This is a genomic window from Escherichia sp. KTE31 (assembly GCF_000407925.1).
Taxonomy (GTDB): Bacteria; Pseudomonadota; Gammaproteobacteria; order Enterobacterales; family Enterobacteriaceae; genus Escherichia; species Escherichia ruysiae.
The window spans coordinates 136,318-154,874 of sequence record NZ_KE136726.1 but is presented as its reverse complement, the minus strand read 5'-3'; the positions used below and the strand labels follow the sequence as shown (position 1 = coordinate 154,874).

Sequence of the window (18,557 nt, the reverse complement as noted above, 5' to 3'; positions counted from 1 at the left end):
AGGGTACGACCATGACCAGCCGTTTTATGCTGATTTTCGCCGCCATTAGCGGCTTCATTTTTGTGGCTCTGGGCGCTTTTGGCGCGCATGTGTTAAGTAAAACCATGGGAGCCGTTGAGATGGGCTGGATCCAGACCGGCCTCGAATACCAGGCGTTCCATACGCTGGCGATTTTAGGTCTGGCAGTGGCAATGCAGCGTCGCATCAGTATCTGGTTTTACTGGAGTAGCGTTTTCCTCGCGTTAGGTACGGTGCTGTTCAGCGGTAGCCTTTATTGCCTGGCGCTGTCTCATCTGCGTTTATGGGCGTTTGTCACTCCGGTCGGCGGCGTGAGCTTCCTTGCAGGCTGGGCGTTAATGTTAGTCGGTGCTATCCGTTTGAAGCGCAAGGGCGTAAATCATGAATAAGGTTGTATTGTTGTGCCGTCCTGGCTTTGAAAAAGAGTGTGCTGCAGAAATTACCGATAAAGCCGGTCAGCGGGAAATCTTCGGTTTTGCCCGCGTTAAAGACAATGCGGGTTATGTCATTTATGAATGTTATCAACCGGATGATGGCGATAAGTTAATCCGCGAACTGCCGTTCAGTTCATTAATTTTTGCCCGCCAGTGGTTTGTGGTGGGGGAACTCCTCCAGCATTTGCCGCCAGAAGATCGTATTACGCCCATTGTTGGTATGTTGCAGGGCGTGGTAGAGAAGGGCGGAGAGTTGCGCGTTGAAGTTGCCGATACCAACGAAAGCAAAGAGCTGCTGAAATTCTGCCGTAAATTCACCGTGCCGCTACGGGCTGCCTTGCGCGAGGCGGGCGTGCTGGTGAACTATGAAACGCCGAAGCGTCCGGTTGTGCATGTATTCTTTATTGCACCAGGTTGCTGCTATACCGGCTACTCCTACAGCAATAATAATTCGCCGTTCTATATGGGGATTCCACGCCTGAAGTTTCCGGCAGATGCGCCAAGCCGTTCCACGCTCAAACTGGAAGAGGCATTTCATGTGTTTATTCCTGCGGATGAGTGGGATGAACGCCTGGCAAATGGAATGTGGGCGGTAGATTTGGGCGCTTGTCCAGGCGGCTGGACCTACCAACTGGTGAAGCGCAACATGTGGGTATACTCCGTCGATAACGGCCCGATGGCGCAAAGTCTGATGGATACCGGGCAGGTGACGTGGCTGCGGGAAGATGGTTTCAAATTCCGTCCAACACGTAGCAACATCTCATGGATGGTGTGTGACATGGTGGAGAAACCGGCGAAAGTCGCAGCACTGATGGCACAGTGGTTGGTTAATGGCTGGTGTCGTGAAACTATCTTCAACCTTAAGCTACCGATGAAAAAACGCTACGAAGAAGTGTCACACAATCTGGCGTACATTCAGGCACAGCTTGATGAACATGGCATAAATGCTCAGATTCAGGCGCGTCAGTTGTATCACGATCGTGAAGAAGTGACGGTGCATGTCCGTCGTATCTGGGCTGCGGTGGGTGGTCGTCGCGACGAACGGTAAGTGAGTTGGCAGGGGCATTGACTCCGGTCTGGCATCCGATGTTTGTACCAGTGGCAACCCGCGTGAAGCAACGCTTGAGGATATTGTAGAGCTTTACCATACAGCGTGGTAATTACGCAGATGTGTTGATGCCGGATGCGACGCTAGCCGCGTCTTATCCGGCCTACAGGTGCATTTAATTCAATGAGTTGTTAATCGGTAGTATTCGGCACGCTGTTACCGTACCAACCGCAATTGCTGTAAATTGCCGTCGATATGTAAATCGGTTTGTAAGCGGGCAATATCGCGGCACAGAAACGCCATCTCTTTATGGGTTTCCAGTTTCTTGCGCCACTTTTCGGCAACCGCGTCAATATTTTCATATATCCCTTCCAGACTCTGAAACTCGACGAGTAACTGCGTGGCGCTTTTTGGCCCGATCCCCGCAACACCCGGCACCTTTGAACTGCTGATCCCCGCCAGCCCCCAATAATCGGGTAACTGCTGCGGTTGAACGCCAAATTCTTTATCGATAAACGGCGCATCCAGCCAACGTTTCTGGAAGTAATCACGAATACGTAATGTAGGTGAAAGTAACTGACAGTAGCCTTTATCTGTCGAAACAATAGTTGCCTGATGCCCGGCTTGAGTCACTTTGACCGCCAGCGTGGCGGCTAAGTCATCGGCTTCGTTGCCGCTGGCTGACCAGCACGGGACGCCACGTTGTTCAAAGGCGGCGCGTAACGCAGGCATTTCGTTGTGCAACTCTTCGGGCATTGGCGGACGACCGGCTTTGTAATCAGGTAAGCGTTGATGACGCCAGCCGCTACTGCGGTTTTCATCATCAAAAACGGCGACGGCATGGGTTGGCTGGCTGTGCATAATGAGCTGATCGAGCGCGTGCTGGCAGGTTTCGACACAGGGCGACCCCTGAACAGCATGAATGCGACGAATAAGATTCAGTGCATCGACAATAAGCAAATGAACAGCCACGATAACCCCCTTAAAGATCAGGCGATAAGGGTAACATTCGATATCGGAAGAGGCTACGGCTGGATGAGAAAACAGGAAGAGGCCTCGCAAAACGAGGCCTCTGGAGAGCGATTAATCGCAGGCAACAATCTTCATCGCCAGGCCACCACGAGAGGTTTCGCGGTATTTGGCGTTCATATCTTTACCTGTTTCGTACATGGTTTCGATAACTTTGTCGAGGCAGACGCGCGGCTCGCTGGTACGGCGCAGCGCCATACGCGCGGCGTTCACCGCTTTCACTGCCGCAATGGCGTTACGCTCGATGCACGGCACCTGTACTTGTCCGGCTACTGGGTCACACGTCAGGCCGAGGTTATGTTCCATTGCGATTTCTGCCGCGATACATACCTGTGCCGGGCTTGCGCCTAACAGTTCTGCCAGACCCGCCGCTGCCATAGAGCACGCAACGCCAACTTCGCCCTGGCAGCCGACTTCGGCACCAGAAATCGAGGCGTTCATCTTATAAAGAGAACCAATGGCGCTTGCTACCAGCAGGTAACGAGCCAGTGAGTTAGCGTTCACTTCACGGATAAACTTGTCGTAGTACGCCAGCACTGCCGGGATAATCCCGCACGCGCCGTTAGTCGGTGCAGTCACCACGCGACCACCAGCAGCGTTCTCTTCGTTCACTGCCAGCGCGAACATGTTGATCCAGTCAACAACCGCCATCGGGTCAGTGGTGTTTTTGTCCTGGCTGACCAGCATCCGGCGCAGCGCCGCCGCACGGCGTGGAACGCGCAGTTTGCCTGGCAGCACGCCTTCGGTGGAAATACCGCGCTCAATACCGCCGCGCATCACGTCCCAGACGTTCGCCAGGTGCTGTTCCAGCTCTTCTTTGCTGTGCAGCGCCAGTTCGTTTTTCATCATCAGGCCAGAGAGTGACAGCCCGGTTTCCTGACAATGCTTTTGCAGATCGGCTGCTGAGCTGTACGGATAAGGAACTTCAACCGGTGCGCTATCCTGCTGACCAAAATGTTCTTCATCAACGATAAAGCCACCGCCGATGGAGTAGTAAGTCTGGCTGTAAACGACTTTATCGCCCGCCAGCGCGGTGATGCGCATACCGTTTTCATGCAGAGAAAGGTTGTCGGCATGGAAGTTCATGCATTCATCAACCGGGAACTCGACTTCGTGCTGACCGTTTGCCAGCATCAGGCGACCGTGAGTATTCACATCCTGAATAAAACCAGGGATGGAATCGATATCCACGGTATCGGGCAGGTTACCCGCCAGGCCCATAATAATGGCGATATCCGTGTGGTGGCCTTTACCGGTCAGAGAGAGCGAGCCGTAGACATCAACCACCACACGGGTCACGTCTTTTAGCAAGTTACGGGCAATCAGATCGTCGGTAAATTGTTTACCCGCTTTCATTGGTCCAACGGTATGGGAACTGGAAGGGCCAATGCCGATTTTGAAAATATCGAATACGCTAATCATAGGAAATTCATCGGGTTAAAACGGAGGAAGCGCCGCCCGAAAGCGGCGCGAAAGGATTTAGCTGAACAGAGAGTAGAAAATTGCGGAGATAGCAATCAGACCCATCACGACAACGAATACGTTGCTGATGTGACCGCTGTACTTACGCATTGCCGGTACTTTCTGGATTGCGTACATCGGCATCAGGAACAGGATCATCGCGATGATTGGGCCGCCCAGGGTTTCAATCATCCCCAGGATGCTCGGGTTCAGCGTAGCAACAATCCAGGTCGTTACCAGCATGAACAGCGCAGTGATACGGTTCAGCTTGTTGATTTCGATAGACTTACCTTTACCACGCAGAGATTTAATCACCATACCGTTGAAGCCTTCACGCGCACCCAGGTAGTGACCGAGGAAGGATTTGGTGATAGCGATAATCGCGATAATCGGAGCCATCCACGCGATGATCGGCGCGTTAAAGTGGTTAGCCAGGTAAGACAGAATCGAGATGTTCTGCTCTTTTGCTGCAGCCAGGTCTGCCGGAGTCAGGCTCAGTACGCAGCTGAAGACGAAGAACATTACGGTCAGCACCATCATGATGTGAGCGAATGCCAGGATCTTCGAGCATTTCTGTTCTGCCATATCGCCGTACTCTTCACGCTTCGCAACGGCGAAAGAAGAGATGATCGGAGAGTGGTTGAACGAGAACACCATTACCGGGATTGCCAGCCACAGGGTCATCCACAGACCGTTTCCGGTTGCTGATGCAGTATCCAGCGACAGCGTTTCCAGAGCTGCGCCATTCCACTGCGGGATCAGGTACAGAGCCAGCAGCATCAGTACGCCAACAAACGGGAATACCAGAATACTCATCGCCTTAACGATCATCTGCTCACCGAAGCGAACGATGGTCATCATACCTACGATCAGGATCAGCGACAGAATCGCACGCGGCGGCGGCGTCATACCCAGCTGGTGAGACATGAAGCTTTCAACCGTGTTGGTGATTGCCACGCTATAAACCAGCAGGATCGGGTAGATAGCGAAGAAGTACAGCAGAGTAATCAGTTTACCTGCGCCAATACCAAAGTGTTCTTCTACTACCTCGGTGATATCTTCGCCTGGGTTTTTACCAGACAGTACGAAGCGAGTCAGACCACGGTGAGCAAAAAACGTCATCGGGAACGCAAGGATGGCCATGATGATCAGCGGGATCATACCGCCAACACCGGCGTTGATTGGCAGGAACAGTACACCCGCGCCGATTGCCGTGCCGTACAGGCCCAGCATCCACATGGTGTCTGTCTTGCGCCAGGCACTGCGAGAGTCTTTCGACGCAATCGTGCTGGTTTGAGTCGTTTCCATCTATTTCTCCTGGAGGAATGCAAATAATTCAGCTTTTAGCCAGTTCAGCCCGGGAAGGTGCCTGGCCGTAAAAATGAAATCTGTCTATCGGCGATGGCTTAATCATTTTCCGCCGTAATAATTTGAGGGCGGAAAGATACACACAAGTTATGCATCTATCAGTGATCTTGATCTCAAATACAATAATCTACTTAGAAGATAGATAATCCCAACTCTTTACTCTGTAAATCAAAAGTAAAAGAGAATTTAAGGGCAATATTTTCCCACTAAACGATATCTGGTTTCTTCCGGGGCGCGCAATATATGTAGGTTGAACTGAAAAAATCAATACTTTTAGTTAATCATGATAAGAATTTCTTTTTCACAGTAATAAAATGCGGTTTATGAAAGCAGGTAAACGTTTGCGTTGCAATATAAATTGTATGACATATTAATATTGGTGATATTAATTGCCCTCTGATGCGTTGAAACATTCAGATAACAAATGAAATGGATTGGTGAGTGAGTGACCAAAAAAGAGAAAACCCGGCAACAAACGTTACCGGGGGAAGGGCGATTATGTGCAGATTTCGTAGCAAGGGATGTAGGCGGAGCCAGGCAACTTCATACGGTGCTGGGCGACAAAACCCTGGAGCAGGTCGTCCATACGACGCATTATCTCTTTATCGCCGTTGATTTTGTAAGGACCAAACTCTTCAATGGCACGAATACCGACCTCTTTCACGTTGCCCGCCACAATACCGGAGAACGCACGACGCAGGTCAGCGGCCAAAACTTCTACAGGCTGATCCGGGTACAGTTTCAGATTAGCCATGTTCTCGTGAGACGGCTCAAACGGCATTTGCAGATCTGGCGCAATGCGCATTGACCAGTTAAAGCTGTAAGCGTCACCGGTGTCGCGGCGATTTTCTTTCACCAGCGGCATCGATTTTTTCATCTGACGAGCGACTTCAGCAGCGTCATCAATAATGATGCGGTAATGGCGGCGGGCGTTTTCTCCCAGCGTATGCACGACAAACTCGTCCAGTACGCGGAAGTAATCGGCGCTCTCTTTCGGACCGGTGAGGATCAGCGGTAAAACCTGATCTTTATTTGCCGGATTCATCAAAATTCCCAGCAAATAGAGCAACTCTTCTGCCGTACCCACACCGCCTGGGAAGATAATGATGCCGTGAGCGATACGCACAAACGCTTCCAGACGTTTTTCGATATCCGGCATGATTATCAATTCGTTGACCAGCGGGTTAGGCGGTTCAGCGGCGATAATTGACGGCTCTGTCATACCAATAAAACGGCTGTCTTTGTAACGCTGCTGAGCGTGACCCACTGCCGCGCCTTTCATCGGTGCTTCCATCGCACCCGGGCCGCAACCGGTGCAGATATTTAACTCACGCAGACCCAGCTGATTTCCGACGCGACGGGCATACAAATACTCGTTTTCGTTGATTGAGTGACCGCCCCAGCACACAACCATATTTGGCGCTTCGCCGACATGCAGTGCGCGAGCATTACGCAATATAGAAAAGACCAGATTAGTAATGTGGACGGAATTGTCGAGATTCAGGTTTGGAAAACGAACGGTGTTATGGATTTGCCCATAGACGAAGAGAATGTCGCGCAGAACAGCGAACAAGTTGGCCTGCAAGGCGCGAATAATGCGCCCATCGACAAAAGCTTCTTCCGGGGGGTTGATCAGTTCTAACTTAACGCCACGTTCACGGCGCAGCACGTTAATGTCAAAATTTTCAAAACGAGACAGCAATTCTTTGCTGTTATCGGTCAAACTACCGGAGTTCAGAACAGCAAGTGAACAGTTGCGAAACAGTTGATAGAGGTCGCTGCTGGCGGTGCGTTTAAGCATATCCACTTCCAGCTGCGACAACATATCCATGGAGCCAAGCGGGCTAATATGTGTAATCAAGAAAAACTCCTTATGGGACGAATATCGTCATTCCCTTTGATTACAATAGCCCTGCCTGATGGCCTTTCACAACTCTATGCGTGAATCCAGTACGCAAAAATGAGAAAAAATTTATTGTCGTACCAGTCGGGTCGTCGATGGGACAAAGTCGCTATTGCTACGCCACGGGTTAATGTCCAGGCCGCCACGACGGGTATAACGCGCATAGACGCTTAATTTCTCTGGCAGGCAGAAGCGCAGCAGGTCATTGAAAATACGCTCTACGCATTGCTCATGGAACTCGTTGTGATGACGGAAAGAAACCAGATAACGCAGCAGTTTTTCCCGATCAATTTTGCGTCCACGGTACTGAATTTGGATCGAACCCCAATCTGGCTGATGGGTGATCAGGCAGTTTGACTTCAGCAGGTGGCTAACCAGCGTCTCTTCCACCACTTTTTCACCGCTGGCGGCATTCTCAAGATAGTCAGTGGTAAATTCATAGTTATCGATAGCGATATCCTGGTCATCAATGCAGGTGCCATTGAAATGACCCATCGGCTGGCCTTCCAGTTCATCAAGACGATATAACGCCACGCTAACTTTACCCTGGGCGCAGGTGCTTAAGTCTCGTTCCAGCGTCTGACGCACCTCGTCCCAGTGATTAAAACGCGTCTGGTTAAAGCTGTTGAGATAGAGCTTAAAACTCTTCGACTCAATCAGATTTACGCTGGTGTAATCAAGTTCAACATGACCGACAGCGACCTGCGGCAAACCTTTTGCATTCAGCCAGGAGAGTTCATACAGCGTCCAGATATCAGCACCGTGAAAAGGCAGCTTATCCGCTTTCAGACCCAATGGATCGCGATTCAAACTACGCGGAACGCCTTGCAGCAGACTGGCGTCATAGGTATCCCGGTAATCGGTTGATTTCCCGAGAGTCAGGCCCGCAAGTGCCTGATGGTTTGCATAAGAAGACATGTTTCACCGTCATAAACCAGATAAACTAAACAACAAGTGTATCTGGTTTAAGTGAAGAGAGAAATTAGTGGACGATTTGACCGCACAAGCCTTAAGAGATTTTACTGCGCGCTACTGCGATGCGTGGCATGAGCAGCATAAAAGCTGGCCGTTAAGTGAGGAGCTGTATGGTGTGCCTTCACCATGCATTATTTCAACCACCGATGACGCCGTATACTGGCAACCCCAGCCGTTTACCGGTGAACAAAATGTAAACGCGGTTGAACGGGCTTTTGATATTGTGATACAACCCACGATTCATACCTTTTATACGACTCAGTTTGCCGGGGACATGTATGCCCGGTTTGGTGATATCTCACTGACATTACTGCAAACCTGGAGCGAAGACGACTTCCGTCGGGTGCAGGAAAATCTGATTGGTCATCTGGTGACTCAGAAACGGCTAAAACTGCCGCCCACGCTATTTATCGCGACGCTGGAAGAAGAGTTAGAGGTTATCTCGGTGTGTAATCTCTCTGGTGAAGTGTGCAAAGAGACGCTGGGAACGCGTAAACGGACGCATTTAGCCTCAAATCTTGCGGAATTCCTTAACCAACTTAAGCCCCTTCTGTAATCCAAATACCCCGTCTGGTTGTGAGAGATCTCTTACAGACCCTGTAGGAGATCGCCAGGAAATAAGCGAATACTTAAAAAGATAAGAATCGATATTTCCATTTAAAATCAATCTATTACTTGTTAATTCTTAACTTTCATATGAAATTATCCTTAAGGCATTGTCTGTAAGCTCCTTGTAAGACTCAGCGAAAAAGACGATTCTATCTTCGTCGACAGGGAGTCAGACAATGAAGTGAACATTAGGATGATGACACTTCTGAAGGACACGCCAGGACGGTGTTTCAGGGAAAGGCTTCTGGATGAAGCGAAGAGGATAACGCAGGACGCGTTAAAGGACACCTCCAGGATGGAGAATGAGAACCGGTCAGGATGATTCGGTGGGTCAGGAAGGCCAGGGACACTTCAGGATGAAGTATCACATCGGGGTGGTGTGAGCAGGAAGCGATAGTTCAGGATGAACGATTGGTCGCAAGACCAGAGGAAAAGTTGTCAAGGATGAGCAGGGAGCAACAAAAGTAGCTGGATTGCTGCGAAACGAACCGGGAGCACTGTGAATACAGTGCTCCCTTTTTTTATTCCTGCTATCCTTCGCGGCAGTTTTTTCTTATTGAGGTTGCTTTATGACCACTCATGACCGCGTTCGTCTCCAGTTGCAGGTGCTTGAAGCGTTACTGCGTGAACATCAGCACTGGCGAAACGATGAGCCCCAGCCGCATCAATTCAACAGTACCCAACCGTTCTTTATGGACACCATGGAGCCACTGGAGTGGTTGCAGTGGGTACTTATCCCACGGATGCACGATTTATTAGATAACAACCAGCCATTACCGGGGGCATTTGCCGTGGCGCCGTACTATGAAATGGCGCTGGCGACTGACCACCCGCAACGCACGCTTATTCTGGCGGAACTGGAAAAGCTGGATGCTCTTTTTGCGGATGATGCAAACTGATGCTGGAAATACTCTACCAGGATGAATGGCTGGTTGCGGTAAATAAACCGTCCGGCTGGCTGGTCCACCGTAGCTGGCTGGATCGCGACGAGAAAGTGGTGGTCATGCAAACCGTGCGTGACCAGATTGGTCAGCACGTATTTACCGCGCATCGCCTGGACAGACCAACTTCCGGCGTATTGCTGATGGGACTGTCCAGCGAAGCAGGACGGCTGCTGGCACAACAGTTTGAACAGCATCAAATCCAGAAACGTTACCATGCGATAGTTCGTGGCTGGCTAATGGAAGAAGCGGAGCTGGATTATCCACTGGTGGAAGAACTGGACAAAATCGCCGATAAATTTGCCCGAGAAGATAAAGGCCCGCAGCCAGCGGTAACGCATTATCGCGGTCTGGCGACGGTGGAAATGCCAGTCGCAACCGGACGTTACCCGACCACGCGCTACGGCCTGGTGGAACTGGAGCCGAAAACCGGACGCAAACACCAGCTCCGCCGCCATCTTGCCCATTTGCGTCATCCAATTATTGGCGACAGCAAACATGGCGATTTACGCCAGAATCGCAGCGGTGCTGAACATTTTGGCCTCCAACGGTTAATGCTACATGCCAGTCAGTTGTCATTGACGCATCCGTTCACTGGCGAACCGCTGACTATTCACGCGGGGCTGGACGACACCTGGATGCAGGCGTTATCACAATTTGGCTGGCGTGGTCTGCTTCCTGAAAATGAAAGGGTTGAGTTCAGTGCGCCATCAGGTCAGGATGGTGAGATAAGTTCCTAATCCAGGGAGAAAACGGTATGGCGGAAATTGGTATTTTTGTGGGCACCATGTACGGAAACTCGCTGTTAGTGGCGGAAGAGGCGGAAGCAATTTTGACCGCGCAGGGTCACAAAGCAACGGTGTTTGAAGATCCAGAATTAAGCGACTGGCTGCCTTATCAGGACAAGTTCGTGCTGGTGGTTACGTCCACGACCGGGCAAGGCGACCTTCCTGACAGCATTGTGCCGCTCTTTCAGGGAATCAAAGATAGTCTCGGTTTTCAGCCGAATCTGCGTTATGGCGTGATTGCGCTCGGCGACAGTAGTTATGTGAATTTCTGCAATGGCGGCAAACAGTTCGATGCGTTGTTGCAGGAACAGAGTGCGCAGCGGATAGGGGAAATGCTGCTGATTGACGCCAGTGAGCACCCGGAACCTGAAACGGAATCAAACCCGTGGGTCGAACAGTGGGGCACGCTGTTGTCCTGACAAATTGCCGTTTTAAGCAAACTGAATCGAATCCTTTCAGGCAAATGCCAGTAAAAACTCGCAAATGTGACGGTTTTTTACTGGCGTTTGCCTGGAGTCAAGCGATCCATTTCATACTCTTCTTTATTTCTCCGTTATAACCCTTCCTTTCTTGTTCTTGTTTTCATTTCCGTGAAGTTGATTCCACCGTCCAGGGCTAATGCCAAAATCGAGCCTCATTGAACGCATTAATGTTGTGTTGTTGCACGGTGAGCCGCTATGGCGCGCTTTTTATACTGCTGATGCCAGATATAAACACGCGCCGCATTCGGCGAACGACCTATAAAAACGGCAAAAAACACCCTACGTCACCTCTGATTTCCTGGCGGTATTGCAGTCCAGAGTGAGCGTGGCTAACGCGAATTTTCAGGAGTGCAACAATGAGTTCTTTAAGTCAGGCTGCGAGTAGTGTGGAAAAACGCACTAATGCTCGTTACTGGATAGTGGTGATGTTGTTTATCGTCACATCCTTCAACTACGGCGACCGCGCTACGCTCTCTATCGCCGGTTCGGAAATGGCCAAAGATATCGGCCTTGATCCAGTGGGAATGGGCTATGTGTTCTCTGCTTTCTCATGGGCTTATGTAATAGGGCAGATCCCTGGCGGCTGGTTGCTGGATCGCTTTGGTTCAAAACGCGTCTACTTCTGGTCGATCTTTATCTGGTCGATGTTTACCTTGCTGCAAGGCTTTGTCGATATCTTTAGTGGATTTGGCATTATCGTTGCCCTGTTTACGCTGCGCTTCCTGGTCGGGCTTGCTGAAGCGCCATCTTTCCCCGGTAACAGTCGTATTGTAGCGGCCTGGTTTCCGGCGCAGGAAAGAGGAACGGCAGTGTCGATTTTTAACTCCGCACAATACTTTGCGACGGTTATATTCGCGCCGATTATGGGCTGGCTGACTCATGAAGTGGGCTGGTCACACGTTTTCTTCTTCATGGGCGGTCTGGGCATTGTCATCAGTTTTATCTGGTTGAAAGTCATCCACGAGCCAAATCAACATCCGGGCGTAAATCAGAAAGAGCTGGACTACATTGCTGCGGGCGGTGCGCTTATCAATATGGATCAGCAAAACACCAAAATTAAAGTGCCGTTCAGCGTGAAGTGGGGGCAAATCAAACAGTTGCTAGGTTCGCGGATGATGATCGGCGTTTATATTGGTCAGTATTGTATCAACGCTATGACTTACTTCTTTATCACCTGGTTTCCGGTTTATCTGGTGCAGGCGCGCGGGATGTCGATTCTGAAAGCGGGGTTTGTTGCGTCTGTTCCGGCGGTTTGCGGTTTTATCGGCGGTGTGCTGGGTGGGATTATTTCCGACTGGCTGATGCGTCGCACGGGGTCGCTGAACATTGCGCGTAAAACGCCGATCGTGATGGGCATGTTGCTGTCGATGGTGATGGTGTTCTGTAACTACGTCAACGTTGAGTGGATGATCATCGGCTTTATGGCGCTGGCCTTCTTCGGTAAGGGCATCGGGGCGCTGGGTTGGGCTGTAATGGCAGATACCGCGCCAAAAGAGATCAGCGGTCTTTCCGGTGGCCTGTTCAACATGTTCGGTAACATTTCTGGCATCGTCACACCTATCGCAATTGGTTATATCGTTGGCACGACGGGCTCCTTTAATGGGGCGCTGATTTACGTTGGGATTCATGCCTTAATCGCGGTACTGAGTTATCTGGTGCTGGTGGGTGATATCAAGCGTATTGAGCTGAAACCTGTCGCGGGAAAATAAGATGATAACCCCGATTTCAAACATCCCGGCTCCTGAATTTCTGACCGTAAACGTCCCGTTTTCGGCCGTCATTGATTCTGAATAAGGACATAAACATGAGTTCTCAATTTACGACGCCCGTTGTTACTGAAATGCAGGTAATTCCGGTTGCGGGTCACGACAGTATGCTGATGAACCTGAGTGGCGCACACGCGCCGTTCTTCACGCGTAATATTGTGATCATCAAAGATAACTCCGGTCACACCGGCGTAGGGGAAATTCCCGGCGGTGAGAAAATCCGTAAAACACTGGAAGATGCGATTCCGCTGGTGGTGAGTAAAACCCTCGGCGAGTACAAAAACGTTCTGACGCTGGTGCGTAACACGTTTGCCGATCGTGATGCTGGCGGGCGGGGCTTACAGACATTTGATTTGCGTACCACGATTCATGTGGTGACTGGAATTGAAGCGGCAATGCTGGATCTGCTGGGGCAGCATCTGGGGGTTAATGTGGCGTCGCTGCTGGGCGATGGTCAACAGCGTAGCGAAGTCGAAATGCTGGGCTATCTGTTCTTTGTGGGTAATCGCAACGCTACACCGCTGCCGTATCAAAGCCAGCCGGATGACTCATGCGACTGGTATCGCCTGCGTCACGAAGAAGCGATGACGCCGGATGCGATAGTGCGCCTGGCGGAGGCAGCATATGAAAAATATGGCTTTAATGATTTCAAACTGAAGGGCGGTGTACTGGCCGGGGAAGAAGAAGCCGAATCTATCGTGGCACTGGCGAAACGCTTCCCGCAGGCGCGCATTACCCTCGATCCTAACGGTGCCTGGTCGCTGAACGAAGCGATTAAAATTGGTAAATACCTGAAAGGTTCGCTGGCTTATGCAGAAGATCCGTGCGGTGCGGAGCAAGGTTTCTCCGGGCGTGAAGTGATGGCGGAGTTCCGTCGCGCAACTGGCCTGCCAACCGCAACCAACATGATCGCCACCGACTGGCGGCAGATGGGCCATACGCTCTCCCTGCAATCAGTCGATATCCCGCTGGCAGACCCGCATTTCTGGACGATGCAAGGTTCAGTGCGAGTGGCGCAGATGTGCCATGAATTTGGCCTGACCTGGGGTTCACACTCCAACAACCACTTCGATATTTCCCTTGCGATGTTTACCCATGTTGCAGCCGCCGCACCGGGTAAAATCACTGCGATTGATACACACTGGATCTGGCAGGAAGGTAATCAGCGCCTGACCAAAGAACCGTTTGAGATCAAAGGTGGTTTGGTTCAAGTGCCGGAAAAACCGGGGTTGGGTGTAGAAATCGATATGGATCAGGTGATGAAAGCCCACGAGTTGTATCAGAAACATGGGCTTGGCGCGCGTGACGATGCGATGGGAATGCAGTACCTGATCCCAGGCTGGACGTTCGATAACAAGCGTCCTTGCATGGTGCGTTAAGACAGAAAACCAAAACCGGCTCTATCTGGAGCCGGTTTGAGACTGATGTCAAACGCAAAAATTGCCTGATGCACTGCGCTTATCAGGCCTACATTATTTTTTAATTCATTGAATTTGAATGGTTTTGTAGGCCGGGTAAGGCATTCATGCCGCATCCGGCATAAACACAGGCACTTTGCCATCAATCAAAAACCGGCTTCATAAGAAGCCGGTTTTTACTCGATAAAATATTAATTATCCGAGAATTTTGCTGGCTTCGCGCGCCACATTATCCATCTCGTCTAACAGTTCCAGTAGCTCCGGCTCCAGATCTTCTTCTTTAGTACCGCTGCGTAGCTGTTGTTCGATGAGCTGGCAGAGATTTTTCATACGTGGTACGCCACTATAGCCACAACTGCCATGTAGTTTATGAATCAAATCAACCAGACCTTCCGGGTTTTCTCCAACCAGTTGTTCCTCAACTTTGTTGCGAACTTCTGGCAGGAAATCGAGCAACATTTGCAGCATATCGCGCGCCAGATCGGTTTTTCCTGCGGCCTGGCGCAGTGCCAGTTGCCAGTCGAGAGTCGCATTCTGGTTCACCACAATTTCGTTCACTTCTGGCGTTACGACGCGAGAGGAAATACCGCTGCCAGGCTTGTAGCGCAACAGCAAATTATGCAATCGCTCTTCCTCAATCGGTTTCGCCAGATAATCGCTCATTCCCGCGCCAAGCAGTTTCTCTTTTTGCCCGGCCATCGCATGTGCCGTTACCGCGATAACCGGCGTTTGCTGCTGATGTGGGAGCTGGTGGATGAGTTCGCACGCCCGAATGCCGTCCATGTCCGGCATTTGAATATCCATTAAGATCAAATCGAACGGCATCTGTTTCGCGCGTTCAACCGCCTGATGCCCGCTATCGCAAAGCTCCACATGTTGCACCATATCTTCCAGTAACGCGCCGATAAGTTTCAGGTTCGCGGGGTTATCATCAACCGCCATGACTGTCATTGCCAGCTTACTTTCATCGGTAACAGGCAAAAGTGTATTTTGTTTTTGATGACAAAATTCCGTCAGGGCAGGCAACAGGCGCGTAGGTGTTAAGGGTTTCAGCAGACACGCGCCGATACCATCTTGCTTGAGTTTTTCGGCATTGACCTGTGCATGACAAGGAAGCGCCAGCATCAGGAAATCGGTCATCAACACCGCTTGCGCCAACCGCTCATGTTGCATCGTCAGCGGCTCGCGGAAGGTCACCGCAATCCCTAACAACATCATGTCGTAATGCGCGGGAGGCAGCGCGGAGAAGGTTGGGCTATAAACCACTTCCAGCGGCGTTTCACTTAAAATATCCAGCGTGCATTGCGCTGCTGCGGAGTTTGGTTCGACATAGGCCAGGCGCTTACCGGCGAGGCACTGTGTGGATGGCCCTTCGATAATAATGTTCGGGTTCAGATCGAGATTAATGTGGAACCAGAAAGTTGAACCGCGATTTGGCTGGCTATGGAACGAAATATCGCCGCCCATTTCATTAACCAGTTTTTGTGTAATCACCAGCCCCAACCCGGTGCCACCATGACGGCGGGAAATACTGGCATCAGCCTGTCTGAAGGCCTGGAATAAGCGCGATTGATCGCGTTCAGGAATACCAATGCCGGTATCCCGAATCTGCACTTCAATCTGCACTTTGGTATTACTCAGCGCACGTTTTTCTACCAGAATATCAATGTTGCCATTCTCGGTGAATTTAATTGCATTCCCCACCAGGTTAGTGATGATTTGCTGTAATCGCAGTGGGTCGCCGATCACGTTATCAGGCACGTCGCTTTTAATATTGAGCGTCAGTTCCAACCCTTTATCGTGAGAAGAATGTGCCAGCAGAGTAACGACTTCATCCAGCGTGCTGCGTAGTGGGAATGGAATACTTTCCAGAATCAGCTTACCTGCTTCCAGTTTCGAGAAGTCGAGAACATCATTAATAATTGCCAGCAAATTATTTGCCGAACGTTCAATGGTATTCAGGTGATCGCGTTGCGTTGGCGTTAATTCTGTTTTCAGCGTCAGGCGGGTAAAGCCAATAACGCCATTCAGCGGTGTACGCAGCTCGTGTGACATATTTGCCAGAAACTCGGACTTAATACGCGCCGCTTCCTGGGCGCGCTTTTTCGCCAGATCCAACTCAACGTTCTGAATTTCCATCTGCTCCAGCGTTTCCCGCAGATCGGAGGTCGCCTGGTCGATATTGTGCTGCATCTCTTCGTGATAAGCTGCCAGCGACATTGCCATCGAGTTGATACCGTTTTTCAGCATATCCAGTTCGCCGAGCATAAATCCTTCCACCCGGCTGTCGAGTTGCCCACGACGGATGCGGTCGACGGTATTCACCATGTTACGAATCGGGCCGGTTACATCGCGCATTAAGCGCCAGCCAAAAATAAGCGCAATACCGATACAAAACAGCATCATCACACTGGAAATAAAGATCTCTTTATATTGCTGCAAGCGAACCGATTTAAGATCCAGCTCAAGCGCAATATATCCCAGCATATTCTGGCTATTTTTGGCATCGCTACTGGGCGATTCGTCGGGAGAATAACTCTCGGAAATAATCGGTGTGCGCAGGATCATAATATCGCCGTCACGTGTAACAGTGAGCTGGCGAGGAAACGGCACGTTGCTGCCGAGCTGCATTGATGAAGGATCAAGATGAAAATTGGAGGTGACAAAAAGTCGGTTATTTTCATCATAAACCGAAATCGCGCGCACAATATCGGAATGGCGACGATGCAGTACGCTTATTAACTGACCGATAGATTCGCGATTTTGCAGGCTCATGCCATATTCAGTAGAAACGGCAAGTGGCTCAATAATGCTGGCACCGGCATCTTCCAGTTGACGCTGCAAGTCGTTATAGCGGTGTACGACGAAAAAGATACTCAGCAATAAACCAATAAGGACGGTCGGTGCCAGGATCAGAATCATCATGCGTGCGCGCAGGCTGTAGTTGGTCATGGAGTTCCGTTATGGGACAATTAAGGTCACACTGTTAAATTGAGAAAGTCTCGCCAATGGCGCAATTCTACTCTGCAAAACGACGCACGACGACGCGTCAGATCATAACCGTTTCAGTCAACGACCTCGACTCTTTTGGTCAGGGCGTGGCGCGACATAATGGCAAAACGTTATTTATCCCCGGGCTATTGCCGCAGGAAAACGCGGAAGTGACTGTTACTGAAGATAAAAAACAGTATGCCCGCGCTAAAGTCGTAAGGCGGTTAAGCGACAGCCCGGAACGCGAAACGCCACGCTGCCCTCATTTTGGCGTATGCGGTGGCTGTCAGCAACAACACGCCAGCGTGGATTTACAGCAGCGCAGCAAAAGTGCGGCGCTCGCCCGGTTAATGAAACACGACGTCTCTGAAGTGATCGCCGACGTCCCTTGGGGCTATCGGCGCCGTGCGCGTTTAAGTCTGAACTTTCAGCCGAAAACACAACAACTCCAGATGGGATTTCGCAAAGCGGGTTCCAGTGACATTGTTGATGTTAAACAATGCCCTGTTTTAGTGCCCCAACTTGAAGCATTGCTGCCCAAAGTCAGAGCATGTCTGACGAGCTTACAGGGAATGCGCCACCTTGGGCATGTTGAACTGGTGCAGGCAACCAGCGGCACGCTGATGATTTTGCGCCATACCGCACCGCTAAGTTCGGCAGATCGCGAAAAACTGGAATGCTTTTCGCATTCTGAAGGCCTGGATCTGTATCTCGCCCCCGATAGTGAGATACTCGAAACGGTCTCTGGTGAGATGCCCTGGTATGACTCAAACGGGTTGCGCTTAACTTTTAGCCCGCGTGATTTTATTCAGGTCAACGCGGGCGTGAACCAGAAAATGGTGGCGCGCGCGCTGGAGTGGCTGGATGTGCAACCTGACGAGCGCGTGCTGGATCTGTTCTGCGGCATGGGCAATTTTACGCTGCCGTTAGCCACTCGTGCGGCAAACGTAGTGGGTGTAGAAGGTGTTCCGGCACTGGTGGAAAAAGGCCAGCAGAATGCGCGTCTTAATGGCTTACAAAATGTGACGTTTTATCACGAAAATCTTGAAGAAGATGTCACAAAGCAGCCGTGGGCGAAAAGCGGCTTCGATAAAGTGTTGCTGGACCCAGCGCGAGCAGGTGCCGCAGGTGTTATGCAACAAATTATAAAACTGGAACCCATTCGTATAGTTTATGTATCCTGTAACCCTGCAACGCTGGCTCGGGATAGCGAAGCGTTATTAAAAGCAGGATATACCATTGCGCGACTGGCGATGCTGGATATGTTCCCACACACGGGGCATCTGGAATCGATGGTACTTTTCTCGCGCGTAAAATAGTTACGAT

The 18,557-nt window shown here is 50.7% G+C and carries 15 protein-coding genes and 1 pseudogene; 10 read left to right on the top strand and 6 right to left on the bottom strand.

All coding sequences use genetic code 11. The annotated features are described in order from the left end of the window. Window positions 1-11 precede the first annotated feature (11 nt). The 3 genes and pseudogenes from WES_RS04785 to WES_RS24580 all read left to right on the top strand — a co-directional run. On the top strand, window positions 12-407 hold the full coding sequence (locus tag WES_RS04785) for a DUF423 domain-containing protein (RefSeq protein ID WP_000203904.1): 396 nt from the start codon (window positions 12-14) through the stop codon (window positions 405-407). Further along, on the top strand, window positions 400-1,500 hold the full coding sequence (gene rlmM, locus WES_RS04790) for a 23S rRNA (cytidine(2498)-2'-O)-methyltransferase RlmM (RefSeq protein WP_016159631.1): 1,101 nt from the start codon (window positions 400-402) through the stop codon (window positions 1,498-1,500). Before WES_RS04785 ends, rlmM begins: the two co-directional genes overlap by 8 nt. Before the next feature lie 37 nt (window positions 1,501-1,537). After that, window positions 1,538-1,612, top strand: a pseudogene (locus tag WES_RS24580) (hypothetical protein); the annotation flags it as partial. Between the two features lie 104 nt (window positions 1,613-1,716). Here the strand turns inward: WES_RS24580 and xni are convergent. From xni to queF, 5 genes are all read right to left on the bottom strand, one after another. Next, window positions 1,717-2,472, bottom strand: a complete 756-nt coding sequence (gene xni, locus WES_RS04795; RefSeq protein ID WP_024191161.1) for a flap endonuclease Xni — start codon at window positions 2,470-2,472, stop codon at window positions 1,717-1,719. Between the two features lie 111 nt (window positions 2,473-2,583). Beyond that, window positions 2,584-3,951: an L-serine ammonia-lyase II gene (gene sdaB, locus WES_RS04800; protein WP_000626394.1), complete on the bottom strand. Its 1,368-nt coding sequence runs from the start codon at window positions 3,949-3,951 to the stop codon at window positions 2,584-2,586. A 57-nt stretch (window positions 3,952-4,008) separates the two neighbouring features. Beyond that, window positions 4,009-5,298 carry an HAAAP family serine/threonine permease SdaC gene (sdaC, locus tag WES_RS04805; protein WP_000450473.1) on the bottom strand — a complete coding sequence of 430 codons (1,290 nt, stop codon included), beginning with the start codon at window positions 5,296-5,298 and terminating at the stop codon, window positions 4,009-4,011. Between the two features lie 556 nt (window positions 5,299-5,854). After that, complete coding sequence (ppnN, locus tag WES_RS04810; RefSeq protein WP_000627995.1) at window positions 5,855-7,219, bottom strand: nucleotide 5'-monophosphate nucleosidase PpnN; 1,365 nt, start codon at window positions 7,217-7,219, stop codon at window positions 5,855-5,857. A gap of 111 nt (window positions 7,220-7,330) precedes the next feature. Next, a complete protein-coding gene (queF, locus tag WES_RS04815; RefSeq protein WP_016159629.1) occupies window positions 7,331-8,179 on the bottom strand; it encodes an NADPH-dependent 7-cyano-7-deazaguanine reductase QueF in 849 nt (282 codons plus the stop codon). Between the two features lie 67 nt (window positions 8,180-8,246). Between queF and syd the strand changes: the two genes are divergently transcribed. The 6 genes from syd to gudD all read left to right on the top strand — a co-directional run bounded on the left by syd (window position 8,247) and on the right by gudD (window position 14,201). Further along, entirely contained in the window at window positions 8,247-8,792 is a 546-nt protein-coding gene (syd, locus tag WES_RS04820) for a SecY-interacting protein (RefSeq protein ID WP_000342444.1), read from the top strand. 622 nt (window positions 8,793-9,414) lie between these two features. Beyond that, window positions 9,415-9,744 carry a YqcC family protein gene (locus tag WES_RS04825; RefSeq protein ID WP_000207006.1) on the top strand — a complete coding sequence of 110 codons (330 nt, stop codon included), beginning with the start codon at window positions 9,415-9,417 and terminating at the stop codon, window positions 9,742-9,744. After that, window positions 9,744-10,526 (top strand): tRNA pseudouridine(65) synthase TruC, encoded by a 783-nt coding sequence (truC, locus tag WES_RS04830; RefSeq protein ID WP_016159628.1) that lies wholly within the window; start codon window positions 9,744-9,746, stop codon window positions 10,524-10,526. The genes WES_RS04825 and truC overlap by 1 nt, the downstream gene beginning before the upstream one ends. 17 nt (window positions 10,527-10,543) lie before the next feature. Then, window positions 10,544-10,993, top strand: coding sequence for a flavodoxin (locus WES_RS04835; protein WP_000807745.1), 450 nt, complete (start codon window positions 10,544-10,546; stop codon window positions 10,991-10,993). Window positions 10,994-11,412: 419 nt separating this feature from the next. After that, complete coding sequence (gene gudP / locus WES_RS04840; RefSeq protein ID WP_016159627.1) at window positions 11,413-12,765, top strand: galactarate/glucarate/glycerate transporter GudP; 1,353 nt, start codon at window positions 11,413-11,415, stop codon at window positions 12,763-12,765. 95 nt (window positions 12,766-12,860) lie between these two features. Further along, complete coding sequence (gene gudD, locus WES_RS04845; RefSeq protein ID WP_016159626.1) at window positions 12,861-14,201, top strand: glucarate dehydratase; 1,341 nt, start codon at window positions 12,861-12,863, stop codon at window positions 14,199-14,201. 234 nt (window positions 14,202-14,435) lie between these two features. On the opposite strand, the gene barA is transcribed toward gudD, so the two are convergent. Further along, window positions 14,436-17,192 carry a two-component sensor histidine kinase BarA gene (gene barA, locus WES_RS04850; RefSeq protein WP_016159625.1) on the bottom strand — a complete coding sequence of 919 codons (2,757 nt, stop codon included), beginning with the start codon at window positions 17,190-17,192 and terminating at the stop codon, window positions 14,436-14,438. 56 nt (window positions 17,193-17,248) lie between these two features. Between barA and rlmD the strand changes: the two genes are divergently transcribed. Further along, window positions 17,249-18,550 carry a 23S rRNA (uracil(1939)-C(5))-methyltransferase RlmD gene (rlmD, locus tag WES_RS04855; RefSeq protein ID WP_016159624.1) on the top strand — a complete coding sequence of 434 codons (1,302 nt, stop codon included), beginning with the start codon at window positions 17,249-17,251 and terminating at the stop codon, window positions 18,548-18,550. The last annotated feature ends 7 nt before the right edge of the window (window positions 18,551-18,557 follow it).

Coding starts and splice junctions, on each gene's coding strand:
- WES_RS04785 (WP_000203904.1), top strand. CDS start 12: ATGACCAGCCGTTTTATGCTGATTTTCGCCGCCATTAGCGGCTTCATT.
- rlmM (WP_016159631.1), top strand. CDS start 400: ATGAATAAGGTTGTATTGTTGTGCCGTCCTGGCTTTGAAAAAGAGTGT.
- sdaB (WP_000626394.1), bottom strand. CDS start 3,951: ATGATTAGCGTATTCGATATTTTCAAAATCGGCATTGGCCCTTCCAGT.
- sdaC (WP_000450473.1), bottom strand. CDS start 5,298: ATGGAAACGACTCAAACCAGCACGATTGCGTCGAAAGACTCTCGCAGT.
- queF (WP_016159629.1), bottom strand. CDS start 8,179: ATGTCTTCTTATGCAAACCATCAGGCACTTGCGGGCCTGACTCTCGGG.
- WES_RS04825 (WP_000207006.1), top strand. CDS start 9,415: ATGACCACTCATGACCGCGTTCGTCTCCAGTTGCAGGTGCTTGAAGCG.
- truC (WP_016159628.1), top strand. CDS start 9,744: ATGCTGGAAATACTCTACCAGGATGAATGGCTGGTTGCGGTAAATAAA.
- WES_RS04835 (WP_000807745.1), top strand. CDS start 10,544: ATGGCGGAAATTGGTATTTTTGTGGGCACCATGTACGGAAACTCGCTG.
- gudP (WP_016159627.1), top strand. CDS start 11,413: ATGAGTTCTTTAAGTCAGGCTGCGAGTAGTGTGGAAAAACGCACTAAT.
- gudD (WP_016159626.1), top strand. CDS start 12,861: ATGAGTTCTCAATTTACGACGCCCGTTGTTACTGAAATGCAGGTAATT.
- barA (WP_016159625.1), bottom strand. CDS start 17,192: ATGACCAACTACAGCCTGCGCGCACGCATGATGATTCTGATCCTGGCA.
- rlmD (WP_016159624.1), top strand. CDS start 17,249: ATGGCGCAATTCTACTCTGCAAAACGACGCACGACGACGCGTCAGATC.